The sequence below is a fragment of the Marinibaculum pumilum genome (genome assembly GCF_042646425.1).
GTDB lineage: Bacteria > Pseudomonadota > Alphaproteobacteria > Ferrovibrionales > Ferrovibrionaceae > Marinibaculum > Marinibaculum pumilum.
On record NZ_JBHRTR010000025.1, the window covers coordinates 232511 to 245954 of the forward strand.

The 13444-nt window shown below is 71.7% G+C and carries 10 protein-coding genes; all 10 read right to left on the bottom strand.

Features of this window, described 5'->3' with window-relative positions:
- Window positions 1-187: 187 nt before the first annotated feature.
- Window positions 188-1102, bottom strand: coding sequence for a D-alanine--D-alanine ligase (locus ACFOGJ_RS11610; RefSeq protein ID WP_379900438.1), 915 nt, complete (start codon window positions 1100-1102; stop codon window positions 188-190).
- Window positions 1102-2103 (bottom strand): UDP-N-acetylmuramate dehydrogenase, encoded by a 1002-nt coding sequence (murB, locus tag ACFOGJ_RS11615; protein WP_379900440.1) that lies wholly within the window; start codon window positions 2101-2103, stop codon window positions 1102-1104. The genes ACFOGJ_RS11610 and murB overlap by 1 nt, the downstream gene beginning before the upstream one ends.
- Entirely contained in the window at window positions 2100-3551 is a 1452-nt protein-coding gene (gene murC / locus ACFOGJ_RS11620) for a UDP-N-acetylmuramate--L-alanine ligase (RefSeq protein ID WP_379900442.1), read from the bottom strand. Before murC ends, murB begins: the two co-directional genes overlap by 4 nt.
- The gene (gene murG, locus ACFOGJ_RS11625; protein ID WP_379900444.1) at window positions 3548-4717 is read right to left on the bottom strand and encodes an undecaprenyldiphospho-muramoylpentapeptide beta-N-acetylglucosaminyltransferase; all 1170 of its coding nucleotides are present in this window, start codon (window positions 4715-4717) and stop codon (window positions 3548-3550) included. Before murG ends, murC begins: the two co-directional genes overlap by 4 nt.
- Window positions 4718-4745: 28 nt before the next feature.
- Complete coding sequence (locus ACFOGJ_RS11630; protein WP_379900446.1) at window positions 4746-5900, bottom strand: FtsW/RodA/SpoVE family cell cycle protein; 1155 nt, start codon at window positions 5898-5900, stop codon at window positions 4746-4748.
- On the bottom strand, window positions 5897-7324 hold the full coding sequence (gene murD / locus ACFOGJ_RS11635) for a UDP-N-acetylmuramoyl-L-alanine--D-glutamate ligase (RefSeq protein ID WP_379900448.1): 1428 nt from the start codon (window positions 7322-7324) through the stop codon (window positions 5897-5899). The genes ACFOGJ_RS11630 and murD overlap by 4 nt, the downstream gene beginning before the upstream one ends.
- A 7-nt stretch (window positions 7325-7331) precedes the next feature.
- Complete coding sequence (mraY, locus tag ACFOGJ_RS11640) at window positions 7332-8420, bottom strand: phospho-N-acetylmuramoyl-pentapeptide-transferase (RefSeq protein WP_379900450.1); 1089 nt, start codon at window positions 8418-8420, stop codon at window positions 7332-7334.
- Window positions 8421-8423: 3 nt separating this feature from the next.
- Window positions 8424-9959: a UDP-N-acetylmuramoylalanyl-D-glutamyl-2,6-diaminopimelate--D-alanyl-D-alanine ligase gene (locus tag ACFOGJ_RS11645; RefSeq protein WP_379900452.1), complete on the bottom strand. Its 1536-nt coding sequence runs from the start codon at window positions 9957-9959 to the stop codon at window positions 8424-8426.
- Complete coding sequence (locus ACFOGJ_RS11650; protein WP_379900454.1) at window positions 9959-11479, bottom strand: UDP-N-acetylmuramoyl-L-alanyl-D-glutamate--2,6-diaminopimelate ligase; 1521 nt, start codon at window positions 11477-11479, stop codon at window positions 9959-9961. The genes ACFOGJ_RS11645 and ACFOGJ_RS11650 overlap by 1 nt, the downstream gene beginning before the upstream one ends.
- Window positions 11466-13444: peptidoglycan D,D-transpeptidase FtsI family protein (locus ACFOGJ_RS11655; protein ID WP_379900456.1), on the bottom strand; the 1979-nt coding region annotated here is incomplete at its 5' end. The genes ACFOGJ_RS11655 and ACFOGJ_RS11650, both read right to left, overlap by 14 nt.

Here is a 13444-nt window from a genome sequence, read left to right on the forward strand (position 1 = left end):
GCCTTGCCGGCCTTGCCGGCATCCTTTGCGGCCGCCTTCTCAGACGACCTGTCAGCAGCCTTCCCCGCGGCCTTCTCAGCCGTCTTCCCAGAGGCCTTTTCGGGGGCCTCGTCCTTGCCACGACGCTTCGCCCGGCGCCCATCCGCCGACCCGGACCCCGCCTCTTCGGACCTGCGACGGAACCAGCTCATCGGTCCACCCCCGCATCCTCGATCATCCAGCGCACCAGGGCATCGAAGTCGTAGCCGCGATGCGCCGCGATCTCCGGCACCAGCGACAGCGGCGTCATGCCCGGCTGGGTATTGATCTCCAGGATCACCAGGCGCTGCCCCGCCGGCCGGCTCTCGTCGTAGCGCAGGTCGCTGCGGCTGACCCCGCGGCAGCCCAGGGCGCGATGCGCCGTCAGCGCGATCTCGCAGGCCTGCGCATAATCCTCTTCCGGCATCGGCGCGGGCATCAGGTGCACCGCCTCGCCATCGGTGTATTTCGCCTTGTAGTCGTAGAAGCGCCCCTTGGGCCGGATCTCGATCGCGCCCAGCGCCTCGTCGCCCATCACCGCGACCTGGATCTCGCGCCCCGGCACGAAGCGCTCGATCATCACGGTGTCGCCATAGACCCACTGCAGGTCGTCGCCGGGGCGGAAATTGTCTTCCGGCATGACGATCCGCACGCCCACCGAGGAACCCTCGTTCAGCGGCTTGATCACGTAGGGTGCCGGCAGGCCCGGATCCTCGCGCATTTCCTCGCGCGTGCGGATCAGATGCTCCGACATCGGCAGGCCGTGGGCGGCGAAAATGTACTTCGCAGTCGGCTTGTCCATCGCGTTGGCAGAAGCACGGACGCCGGAATGGGTATAGGGCAGGCCCATGATCTCCAGCAGGCCCTGGATCGTGCCATCTTCGCCGAAGCGGCCGTGCAGCGCATTGAAGGCGACATCGACCCGCAGCTTGTGCAGCACGTCGGCGACCTGGCGGCCGACATCGACGGCGGAGGTGCGGTAGCCCAGCCTGCGACAGGCCTCGACCACCGCCGCGCCGGTCACCAGGGAGACCTCGCGTTCGGCGGACCAGCCGCCCATCAGCACTGCGACATGCTTCGCCATCAGCGCACCTCCCCGTCCGCGGCGCCGCCGGACATGGCGTCCGGGGCCCGCCGGCCGATGCGCCGGATCTCCCAGTGCAGCTGGATGCCGGAGCTCGCGGCGACGCGGGCGCGCACCTCGTCCCCCAGATCCTCCAGGTCGGCCGCGGTGGCGTCGCCGGTGTTGATCAGGAAGTTGCAGTGCTGTTCCGACACCTGCGCACCGCCACGCCGCAGGCCGCGGCAGCCGGCAGCGTCGATCAGCTGCCAGGCCTTCGCCCCCGGCGGGTTGGCGAAGGTGGAGCCGCCGGTCCGGGCGCGCACGGGCTGGCTTGCCTCCCGTTCGCTGCGGATCCGCTCCATCCGCGCCGCAATCCCGGCCGGATCGCCCGGCTGGGCGCGCAGGCCGGCGGCCAGCACGATCCAATCCTCCGGCAGGTCGCAGCTGCGATAGCCGAAGGCGATCTCGTCGCGCCGCAGGAGGCGCCGCCGGCCGGACGGTTCCATCGCCTCGACCCAGTCCAGGATCCCGCCGATCTCGGCACCATAGGCACCGGCATTCATCCGTACCGCGCCGCCGATGCTGCCGGGAATGCCGCAGAGGAATTCCAGCCCGGTCAGGCCGGCCTCCTGCGCCGCACGGGCGACCCGCACGTCGGCGGCACCGGCACCGACGGTCAGATGCTGTCCGGATACCGCGATGTCGGCGAAGCTGCGGGACAGACGCAGGGTGATGCCGGGAATGCCGCCGTCGCGCACGATCAGATTGGATGCCAGGCCCAGCACCGTCACCGGCAGGCCGGCGGGGCGGCCCGCCATGAAGGTGGCGAGGTCGTCGGCATCGGCCGGCTCGAACAGGATCTCCGCCGGGCCGCCGACCCGGAACCAGGTACGGTCGCGCAGGGCGGCATCGCGACGCAGGCTGCCGCGCACCGGCGGCAGGCCGGCAGCGTTCCCCGAACCGCCTTGCCGGGGTCCGCCATGCGGTCCGCCGGCGATCGCCCTGAGGACGGCAGCGCTCATGCCGCGCCTCCGGCACTGCGGGCCGACGGCCGCGGCACGGGTGCGGGCAGGCCGGCAAGCTGCTCCGGCAGGTCGTTGGCCCAGCGGGTGATGCTGCCGGCGCCCAGGCAGACGACATAGTCGCCGGGCTGCGCCTCTTCCTGCACCAGTTGCGCCAGCATTGCCGGATCCGGCAGCTCATGCACCCGGCGATGGCCATGGGCACGCAGGCCTTCCACCAGGGCCTGCCGGTCGATGCCCTCGATCGGCGCCTCGCCGGCGGCATAGACATCCGCGACGATCACCGCGTCGGCATCGTTGAAGCAGGTGCAGAAATCTTCGAACAGGTCGCGCAGACGGCTGTAGCGATGCGGCTGCACCACCGCCAGGATGCGCCCCGCGCAGGCCTGCCGGGCGGCGGAGAGGACGGCCGCGATTTCCACCGGGTGATGGCCGTAATCGTCGATCACGGTGATGCCGTGCGCCGTGCCGGTGCGGGTGAAGCGCCGCTTCACGCCGCCGAAGCCGGCCAGCGCCGCGCGCAGCACCTCCTCCGGCAGACCCATCTCCACCGCGATGGCGACCACGGCCAGGGCGTTCTGCACGTTGTGGCGGCCCATCATCGGCAGGCGCAGGTCGGCGATGGTGCGCGAATTGCCGGTCTGCCGGTCGCGGACGGCGACGTCGAAGGCCGCGCCCTCGGCATCGAGCCGCAGGTTGGTGCCGCGGATATCCGCCTGCGGGCTGAAGCCGTAGGGGATCAGGCGGCGGTCGCTGATCCGCGAGATCAGGGTCTGCACTTCCGGATGGTCGATGCAGAGCACGGCGAAGCCGTAGAACGGGATGTTCTCCACGAAGGTGAGGAACGCCTCCCGCAGCCGGTCGAAGGAGCCGTAATGCTCCATATGCTCCGGGTCGATGTTGGTCACCACGGCAATCACCGCCGGCAGCTTGACCATCGTGCCGTCGCTCTCGTCCGCCTCGACCACCATCCATTCGCCGGTGCCCAGCCGGGCATTGGTGCCATAGGCGTTGATGATGCCGCCATTGATCACGGTCGGATCGAAGCCCGCCGCGTCGAACAGGGCGGAGACCAGGGAAGTGGTGGTGGTCTTGCCGTGGGTGCCCGCGATCGCCGCCGACCATTTCAGGCGCATCAGCTCGCCCAGCATCTCTGCCCGGCGCACCACCGGCAGGAAGCGTTCGCGGGCGGCGCGCACCTCCGGATTGTCCGGCTTCACCGCGCTGGAAATGACGATCACGTCGGCATTGTCGACATTGGCCACCTGGTGGCCCTCGAACACCGCGATGCCCAGGCCCCGCAGGCGCTGCACGTTCGGGCCGAAGGCCAGGTCGGAGCCCTGCACCCGGTAACCCAGATTGTGCATCACCTCGGCGATGCCGCTCATGCCGATGCCGCCGATTCCCACGAAGTGGATCGTGCCGATATCCAGCGGAAGCGCCCTCATGCCGCCACCTGCAGCATGGTGCGCGACGCGGCGGGCAGCGCGGCCGCCTCTGCACGGGCCAGGATCAGGTCCGCCAGCAGGTCGGCGGCATCGGGACGGCCGGCATCCCGCGCCGCCGCCGCCATGTCCGCCAGGGACTGCGGGTCGGAGGTCAGGGCGCAGAGCCCTTCCGCCAGGTTCTGCGGCGAGAAGCGCCCCTCTTCCATCAGCCAGGCGCCGCCGGCGGCGACCATGGCACGGGCATTGGCCGCCTGGTGGTCGTCGGCGGCATGCGGATAGGGCACCAGGATCGCCGGACGGCCGGCAGCCAGCAGTTCGCAGACGGTGGAGGCGCCGGACCGCGCGATCACCAGATGGGCGGCGCCCAGCTGCTGCGGCACGTCCTCGATGAAGGCGGCGAGTTCCGCGGGGATGCCGGCCTGGGCATAGGCCTCCGTCACCCGGGCCAGGTCCTCCTGCCGGCACTGCTGCGTCACCCTCAGCCGGGTCCGCAGCGCCGGGGTCAGGCGGGCGAGCGCCGCCGGCACGACGTCCGACATCACCCGTGCGCCCTGGCTGCCGCCCAGCACCAGCAGGCGGACCGGGCCGCTGCCGTTGGGCGTCACATAGGGCAGGCCGCGCAGGGCGATGATCGCCTCGCGCACCGGGTTGCCGGTCGTCACCAGCCTGGGCGCGTCGGCCGGGCGCAACCGCTCCGTCACCGGGAAGGAGCCGGCGATGGTGCCGACCCGCGGCGCCAGCAGCCTGTTGGCGCGGCCCAGCACCGCGTTCTGTTCGTGGATCAGGGTCGGCATGCCGAGCGAGACCGCCGCCAGCATCGGCGGCAGGGAGGGATAGCCGCCGAAGCCGACCACCAGGTCGGGCCGCGCCGCCCTCAGCAGCCGCCGCGCGGCGAACACGCCCTGGGCGATCCGCAGGCCCGCCTTTGCCTTGTGCATCACACCGCCGCCGGCGGGCGTGCCGGACGGCACCACGTCGACCTCGGCCCCGGCGAAGCGGCTGCCCCAGCCTTCGCCGCGGGCATCGGTCACCAGCCGGACGGAGGCGCCGCGGGAGACCAGCCGCGCGGCGACGCTCTGCGCCGGGAACAGATGGCCGCCGGTGCCGCCGGCGGCGAGGACGATGCGGCGGCGGACCGCCTGCCTGGCATTCTCGCTGCCGCTCATGGCCGGTCTCCTGTCTGTCGTGCCTGCATCATGACACCCCTCCCAGGCCGGGACGCCGCCGTGTCAGCGCCAGCGCCATGCCCATGGCCAGGGCCAGGGCCAGCAGCGAGGATCCGCCATAGGAGACGAAGGGCAGGGTCATGCCCTTGGTCGGCAGCAGGCGCAGGTTGACGCCGATATTGATCGCCGCCTGCAGCCCGAACTGGGTGAACAGCCCGGTGGCGGCCAGGACCACGAAGAGATTCTCCTCGCGCATCAGCCGGGCATAGCCGCGCAGCACGATGAAACCGAAGACCGCGACGATGACGAGGCAGAGCAGCAGCCCGAACTCCTCCCCCGCCACGGCGAAGACAAAGTCGGTATGGGCGTCCGGCAGCACGTCCTTCACCTCGCCCTCGCCCGGGCCACGGCCGAAGAAGCCGCCGGCGGAGAAGGCGTCCATCGCCTTCTCGATCTGGTAGTTCTCGTGCCCGGCCGGGTCGAGGAAACGGTCGATGCGGTTGGCGACATGCGGCAGCAGGGTATAGGCAGCCAGGAAGCCGCCGATCGCCACGATGGCGGCGGCGGCGATCAGCCAGAGCGCCATGCCGGCGACGAAGTACTGCGCGCACCACACGGCGGCGATGACGATCGTCATGCCGACATCGGGCTGCAGCAGCAGCAGGCCGACCACCAGCGCCAGCAGCAGGATGGCCGCGGCATCGCCGGGGAAGTGCCGCCCGGCCGGACCGCCCGCGCCGCCGGGATCCTGCCGGTGCAGCGCGAACATCCAGGCGGTCACCACCGCGAAGGTCGGCTTCAGGAATTCCGACGGCTGCAGCGAGAGCGGGCCGAGATAGAGCCAGCGGGTGGCGCCCTTCACCTCCGGCGACAGGACCAGGGTGGCGGCGGTCAGCAGCAGGGCCACCGCAAAGCCCAGGGCGCCGAGGCGGCGCACCTGCAGCGGCGACAGCATGGAGATGCAAAGCACCACGGCCAGCGCCGGCACCATGAACATGAACTGCCGGGTGACGAAGTGGAAGCTCTCCAGGCCGATGCGATGTGCCACCGCCGGCGAGGCGGCGAGGATCAGCGCCGCGCCGACGCCGACCAGGACCAGCAGCGCCGCCAGGCTCCAGCGGTCGACGGTCCACCACCAGCGGCCCAGAAGGGATGTGTCGGTGCGGGAGAAGGTCACGCTCATGCCGCGGCCCCCCGCAGCACGGTTCCCGACGGCGTGCCGGAGACGGCGCCGCCGGCGCCGGCTGCACGCAGGGCCGCCACCAGGTCGCGGAAACGGTCGCCGCGGGCCTCGTAGTCGGCGAACTGGTCGAAGGAGGCGCAGGCCGGCGAGAACAGGATCACCGCCTCGCCGCCATCGGCGCGGGCCCGGGCATGGGCCGCCTGCAGCGCCGCATCCAGGGTGCCGCAGTCTTCCGCGGCGATGCCCGCCCCCTGCAACCGTTCGGCGAAAGGCGCCGCCGCCTCGCCGATCAGGAACGCCGCCTGAACCGCATCCAGATGCGGCATCACGGCGTCCAGCCCGTCCGATTTCGGCCGGCCGCCGGCGATCCAGTAGATCCGGTCGTAGCAGGTCAGCGCCCGCGCCGCGGCCTCGCCGTTCGTCGCCTTGCTGTCATTGACGAAGCGCAGGCCGCCGATGGTGCCGACCTCCTCCTGCCGGTGCGGCAGGCCGGGAAAGCTGGCCAGGGCGCCGGATGCCGCCTCGCGCCCGACCCCCAGCGCACGGGCCACCGCGAAAGCGGCGGCGGCGTTCTGCCAGTTGTGGCGCCCCGGCAGGGCACGCGCCGCGCCCAGGTCGCAGACCGGGACCGGACCTTCGTGCAGGACGCCGTCGACGACGGAGACGCCGCGCATCAGGTGGCGGCCCACGGCGATCGGCACCAGGCCCGGATGGCCGCGCGCCTCCAGCGCGTTGAAGACGGAGACCGACCAGCTGTCGTCGATGCCGATCACCGCATGGTTGCCGGCGGCCTGGCGCTCGAAGATGCGGCTCTTGACCGCGACATAGCCTTCCATCGAGCCGTGCCGGTCCAGATGGTCGGCGCTGACGTTCAGCAGCACCGCGACATCCAGGTGGCAGGACGGCGTGAGGTCGAGCTGGAAGGAGGACAGCTCCAGCACATAGGTGCCATCTTGCGCCAGCGGCTGCAGGTCCAGCACGGGGCGGCCGATATTGCCGCCGACCTGGTTCGCCCGGCCCGCCCTGTCCAGGATATGGCCGATCAGCGCGGTGGTGGTCGACTTGCCGTTGGTGCCGGTGATGCCCACCAGCCGGGCGGCCGGCTTGGTGTTGAGGAACAGCTCGACATCGCCGATCACCGGCACCGCCGCCGCCTTCGCCGCCGCGATCAGCGGATGCGGCGCCGGATGGGTCAGCGGCACGCCGGGCGCGGCGACCAAAGCGGCGATACCGGACCAGTCGATCCCCTCCGGCTCCGCCAGGACGATGCCGGCTTCGGCCGCGCGCTCCCGCGCGGGCCCGCCATCGTCCCACCCCAGCACGGTGGCGCCGCCGGCGCGCAGCGCACGCGCAGCGGCCAGGTTGCTGCGGGCCAGGCCCAGCAGCAGGACGGTGCGGTCGCGATAGGCGTCGATCGTGATCATGCCCGCCTCACCGCAGCTTCAGGGTGGAGAGGCCGATCAGCGCCAGGATGACCGCGATGATCCAGAAGCGGATGACGATGGTCGGTTCGGCCCAGCCCTTCTTCTCGAAATGGTGGTGCAGCGGCGCCATCCGGAAGATGCGGCGGCCGGTCAGCTTGTAGGAACCGACCTGCACGATCACAGAGACCGCCTCCAGCACGAACAGGCCGCCGACGATCGCCAGCACCAGCTCGTGCTTGGTGACGACGCTGATCATGCCCAGGGCACCGCCCAGCGCCAGGCTGCCGGTATCGCCCATGAACACCCGCGCCGGCGGCGCGTTGTACCAGAGGAAGCCGAGCCCGGCGCCGACCAGCGAGCCGCAGAGCACCGAAAGTTCGCCCGCGCCCTGCACATGGTGGATCTGCAGGTAGTTGGCGAACACCGCATTGCCCGCCAGGTAGGCGATCAGCGCGAAGGTTGAGGCGGCGATCATCACCGGCACGATCGCCAGCCCGTCCAGCCCGTCGGTCAGGTTCACCGCGTTGGAGGAGCCGATCACCACCAGGATCGCGAAGGGCAGCATGAACCAGCCGATATTGACCAGCAGGTCCTTGAAGAAGGGGATCGCGACGGAGAAGGAGAGCGGCGCCTCCATCACGTTCAGCACCCAGAGCGCGGCGCCGCCGGCGATCAGGATCTGCAGCGCCAGCTTGGCGCGGGCGGAGATGCCCTTCGGGTTCTGCTTGGTGACCTTCAGATAGTCGTCCCAGAAGCCGATCGCACCGAAGCCCAGGGTCACCACCAGCACCGCCCAGACATAGGGGTTCGACAGGTCCGCCCAGAGCAGGGTGCCGACCGCCAGGCCCAGCAGGATCAGCAGGCCGCCCATGGTGGGGGTGCCGCGCTTGGTCAGCAGATGCCCCTCCGGGCCGTCCTCGCGGATCGGCTGGCCCTTCTTCTGGCGCACCCGCAGCATGCGGATCAGCGGTTCGCCGAAGACGAAGCTGATCAGGATCGCCGTCAGCACAGCCGCGCCGGTCCGGAAGGAGAGATAGCGGAACAGGTTGAAGAGGATGAAGTCGTCGGCGAGCGGCGTCAGCAGCAGGTACAGCATCGCCTAGCCCCTCCCGCCGTCATGCCGGGCGCTGGCGCGGCCGCCCGCAGCCTTGCCACCCGTCCTGCCCCTCTGGCCGCCGGCGCCCGCCTCGGCCGGCTCCGGTGCCAGGGCCTGGATCTGCTCCACGATCGGACCCATGCGGCTGCCCAGCGAGCCCTTCACCGTCACGACATCACCGGCCCGCAGCAGCGGCAGCAGATGCGGTGCCAGGGCGGCGGAATCGGCCGCATGCCGGCCCTGCACGGTGGCCGGCAGCGCGTCGAACAGGTGCCGCATCAGGGGGCCGGCGGTGAACACCATGTCGATGCCCGCCTCAACCACGGCGTCTGCCAGGCCGGCATGCAGTTCCGGCCCGGCGGGACCCAGTTCGCGCATGTCACCGAGGACGGCGATGCGGCGGCCGCGCGGCCCGACCTCCTGCGCGCCCAGCACCTCCAGCGCGGCGCGGATGCTGGCGGGGCTGGCATTGTAGGCGTCGTCGATCAGCACCAGTTCGCCATCGGCGAGGGCGAGCTGGTGGCGGGCACCGCGCCCGGTCGGCGCGGCGATCTCCGCCAGGGCCAGGGCGGCACGGCCCAGATCCGCGCCGGCCGCATCGACCGCCGCCAGGGCGGCGAGGGAGTTCATCGCCCAGGGCTGGCCGGAGGCACCGACCTTGTAGGTGACCGCACGGCCGCGGATCTGCGCCACCACGACGGTGCAGTCCGGCTGGACCGAGACCTTGAGCAGCCGCGCGTCGGCATCCTCGGCCCGGCCGAAGGTGACGATCCGCGCGGCGCCGGCTTTCTCCGCCGCGGCGCGCAGCAGGCTGCACCATTCGTTGTCGGCGTTGATCACCGCGGTGCCGCCCGGCTCCAGCCCCTCGAAGATCTCCGCCTTGGCGCGGGCGATTCCCGCGACATCGTCGAAGAATTCCAGGTGCACCGCCTCCACCGTGGTGACGATGGCGATATGCGGGCGAACCATCCGGGTGAGGGGGGTGATCTCACCCGGATGGTTCATGCCCATCTCGAAGACGGCGAAGTGGCGGTCCGCCGGCATTCGAGAAAGCGAAAGGGGCACGCCCCAATGGTTGTTGAAGCTTTTGATCGAGGCATGCGTGCTGCCCGACGGCGACAGGGCGGCGCGCAGGATCTCCTTGGTGCTGGTCTTGCCCACGCTGCCGGTGACGCCGATCACCAGGGCGCGGGTGCGCGCCCGCGCCGCCCGGGCCAGCGCCCGCAGCCCGTCCAGGGTATCCGCCACCTCCAGGCGCGGCGTGTCCGCCGGCAGGCCTTCGGGCAGGCGGCCGACCAGCAGCGCCGCGGCGCCGCGCTCCAGCGCCGCCGCCGCGAAGTCGTGACCGTCGCGGGCGCCGCCGTCGCGCTCCTCGCCGCGCAACGCGACAAACAGCTCGCCCGGTTCCAGGCTGCGGCTGTCGATGGAAATGCCACGCACGCTCCAGTCGCCGACGGCGCGCCCCTCCAGCCCGGCGGCGCGCAGCGCGGCTTCCGCCTCCGCGGCGGTCCAGAGCGGTGCGCGGATCGGCCCGGCCATCACGACATCACCTGCCAGCCGCGCTGACCGGCCAGGCGGCGGGTCACGTCGGCATCGTCGAACGGCAGCACCCGGTCGGCGAGGATCTGGCCGCTCTCATGTCCCTTGCCGGCCACGACCAGCAGGTCGCCCGGCGCCATGTCATCCAGCGCCGCCGCGATCGCGGCCTCGCGCTCGCCGATCTCGCGTGCCTCCGGCGCCGCGGCCAGGATCTGGGCGCGGATCGCCGCCGGCGGCTCGCTGCGCGGATTGTCGTCGGTGACGATCACCGCGTCCGCCAGCTCCGCCGCCGCGGCGCCCATCAGCGGCCGCTTGCCGGGATCGCGGTCACCGCCCGCGCCGAACACCAGGTGCAGACGGCCCGAGCAATGCGGCCGCGCGGCTGCCAGCACGGTGCGCAGGGCATCCGGCGTATGGGCATAGTCGATGAAGACGGCCCGGTCGCCGGCCACCGCGACCTTCTGCATGCGCCCGGGCACGCCGGTCAGCCGCTCCAGCGCGGCGGCGCCATCGGCGGGTTCCAGATCCGGCTCGGCGCCGATCACCAGGCCCAGTGCGGCCAGGGCGTTGCGCACCTGGAAGGCACCGACCAGATGCAGCGCCAGGTCGTGCCGGCTGCCGAACAGGTCGAGGGAGAGGTCCATGCCGTCGCTGCGCGGCCGCAGCGCGGCGATGCGCAGGTCGGCCGCCGGCGCCGTCCCGTAGCGCAGCATGCGCTGGCCGCGCTGGCCTGCGATCCCGGCCACCGCATCGGCGATCCCGCCTGTCGCGTCCAGGTCCGCCACGGCGGTGCCGTCGCCGGCCAGCAGGCTGTCGAACAGCCGCAGCTTGGCATCCCGATAGGCCGCCATGCTGCCGTGATAGTCGAGATGGTCACGGGTCAGGTTGGTGAAGGCGGCCGCGCGCACGGCGACACCGTCCAGCCGGTACTGTTCCAGGCCGTGGCTGGACGCCTCCATCGCCAGGCGATCGCAACCGGCATCGGCCAGCGCCGCCAGGCCGCGATGCAGGGCGACCGGGTCGGGCGTGGTCATCGCCGGCACCGCGGCGTCGGCCGGCAGCGCGACACCCAGCAGGCCGAGGGTGCCGAGGCTCGCCGCCGCATGGCCCAGCGCGCCCCAGATGCCCTGCGCGAATACCGCCGTGGAAGTCTTGCCGTTGGTGCCGGTGACCGCCACCACCCGTGCCGGCTGGCGGCCGAAGAAGCGCGCCGCCAGCAGGGCGAGCCGCCGGCGCGGCGCCGGATCGGCCAGCCAGGCCGTGCCCTCGGGCACCGCGGCGCCGGCGTCAGGCGCGGACAGGATGGCGACGGCGCCGCGGCGCAGCGCTTCCGGGATGAAGCACGCGCCGTCCTGGCGCAGACCCGCAATCGCGGCGAACAGGAATCCCGGCCGCACCTCCCGGCTGTCCGCCGTCAGGCCGGTGATCTGCAGCGCCGCGGCATCGGCGCCCGCCGGCAGCCGCAGCTGGCAGCCCTGCATCTCGGCCGCGCGGCCGGCTATGAGGTCAGTTAGCCGCAAGGTGCTTCTCCGGCCCGCCGGGCAGCGGCACGAACATCGCCTCGCGGATCGCCGGATCCTGCTCGTCGACCGGTTCCACGCCCAGAACCGGCGCGATCCGGGCGATCACCCGGCCGACGGTGGGCGCGGCATTCCAGCCGGCGGTGGCATAGCCCCAGGTCTCCTTCAGGCCCTGCGGCTCGTCGAGGACGGCGACCACGACATATTCCGGATCGTTCATCGGGAAGGCGCCGACGAAGGAAGTCAGCAGCGCCTTGCGGCTGTAGCCGCCGCCGGCCTTCACCTTCTCCGAGGTGCCGGTCTTGCCGCCGACCAGGTAGCCGGGGACGGCGGCCTTCTTGGCAGTACCGATGTCGACCACCATGTGCAGCAGCCGGCGCATCGTGTCGGAGGTCTGGGCGGAGATCACCTCGGTGGCAATCTCCGGCTCGCCCGGATTGCGCTCCACCAGGGTCAGGGGCCGCAGGATGCCGCCATTGACGATGGCGGCCGTGGCCCGCGCCAGCTGCAGTGGGGTGACCGACAGGCCATGCCCGAAGGCGATGGTCATCGTCTCTACCTTGCCCCAGTTGGATGGCACCAGCGGACGACCGACCTCCGGCAGTTCGATGGCGGGCCGGTCGAGCATCCCCAGCTTGTCGAGGAAGGCCCTCTGCGCCGGGGCGCCCAGCTCCACCGCCATCTTCGCCGAGCCGATGTTGGACGAGTGCTGGAAGATCTCCGCCACCGTCAGCGCGCGGTTCTCCGGATGGAAGTCGCGGATCGAGAAGCGGGAGATGTAGATCGGCTTGCTGGCATCGAACGACTGGGTCAGCGAGATCTTCCCCGAATCCAGCGCCATCGCGGTGTTCAGGGTCTTCATCGTCGACCCCATCTCGTAGACACCCAGCGCGATCCGGTTGAAGCGCTGGTCCTCGGTGGCGCCGCCCGGGTCGGCGGGATCGAAGTCCGGCAGCGAGACCAGGCCCAGCACCTCGCCGGAATGGACGTTCAGCACCAGCCCGCCGGCGCCCAGCGCCTTGAACTTCTCCTTCGCCGCGCTCAGCTCGGCATGCAGCGCGTGCTGTACCCGCACGTCCAGCGACAGGGCGAAGGGCTTGCCCAGCCGGGTGCGGTCGGACAGCGCCTCGTCGAACGAGAGCTCGATGCCGGAGATGCCGCGATTGTCGATATCGGTGAAGCCGACCACGTGGGAGAACAGCGAACCGTGCGGATAGACCCGCTGCTCCTCCATCCGGAAGCCGAGACCGGGTATGCCGAGCTCGTGCACTTCCGCCTGCTGGCGGCGGGTCAGGTTGCGCTTCAGCCAGGAGAAGGCACGGCCGGAGGCGGCCTTTTCCTTGACCTCGGCATAGCTGAGGTCGGGCAGCACCTGGACCAGCTGCTGCGCCAGCTCGTCGGCGTCGATCACCTCGCGGGCGTCGACGTAGAGCGAGGCGGTCGGCAGGTTGGTGGCGATCAGAACGCCATTGCGGTCGGTGATCGAACGCCGCGACAGGGCCGGCGTATTCGCCTTCTTCTCAGCGAAGCCGGCCCAGCTGTGCGGATCGGCATCGGCGCCGCCGCCGGTCATGCCCAGATGCACCACGCGGCCGCCCAGGACGATGAACACCAGCGCGAACAGCGCCATGCCGACCACCAGCCTGGTGCGGCCGGTCTCCATCGCCTGCTTCGTCACCCCGTCCAGGCGCACCACCTGGGTGCGCCGGTGCAGCCCCGCCGGGATCCGCGGCGCCAGGTCGCGCCCCAGATCTGGGTTGCGGGGGCCGGAATTGCTGAGACCGGCATTGCTGACACCGGAACTGCGGCCTTCGCGGCGGTCCGCGCCGGTGTCGCGGTCGGGCAGCGGCGCCTGGCCCGGTTCCGCCGGACGGCCCGCGGCCCGCGGCGGGGCGCTGGCCGCGATCGCGGCGCCGGCATCCAGCTGGCGCGGCCGGCCGGCCTGGCCGTCGCGGCGCAGCCGCG

Excerpts from the sequence above, each read along its gene's own strand:
- ACFOGJ_RS11630 (WP_379900446.1), bottom strand. The coding sequence starts at position 5,900 with ATGAGCGTGACCTTCTCCCGCACCGACACATCCCTTCTGGGCCGCTGG.
- murD (WP_379900448.1), bottom strand. The coding sequence starts at position 7,324 with ATGATCACGATCGACGCCTATCGCGACCGCACCGTCCTGCTGCTGGGC.
- murG (WP_379900444.1), bottom strand. The coding sequence starts at position 4,717 with ATGAGCGGCAGCGAGAATGCCAGGCAGGCGGTCCGCCGCCGCATCGTC.
- ACFOGJ_RS11610 (WP_379900438.1), bottom strand. The coding sequence starts at position 1,102 with ATGGCGAAGCATGTCGCAGTGCTGATGGGCGGCTGGTCCGCCGAACGC.
- murC (WP_379900442.1), bottom strand. The coding sequence starts at position 3,551 with ATGAGGGCGCTTCCGCTGGATATCGGCACGATCCACTTCGTGGGAATC.
- ACFOGJ_RS11645 (WP_379900452.1), bottom strand. The coding sequence starts at position 9,959 with ATGGCCGGGCCGATCCGCGCACCGCTCTGGACCGCCGCGGAGGCGGAA.
- mraY (WP_379900450.1), bottom strand. The coding sequence starts at position 8,420 with ATGCTGTACCTGCTGCTGACGCCGCTCGCCGACGACTTCATCCTCTTC.
- murB (WP_379900440.1), bottom strand. The coding sequence starts at position 2,103 with ATGAGCGCTGCCGTCCTCAGGGCGATCGCCGGCGGACCGCATGGCGGA.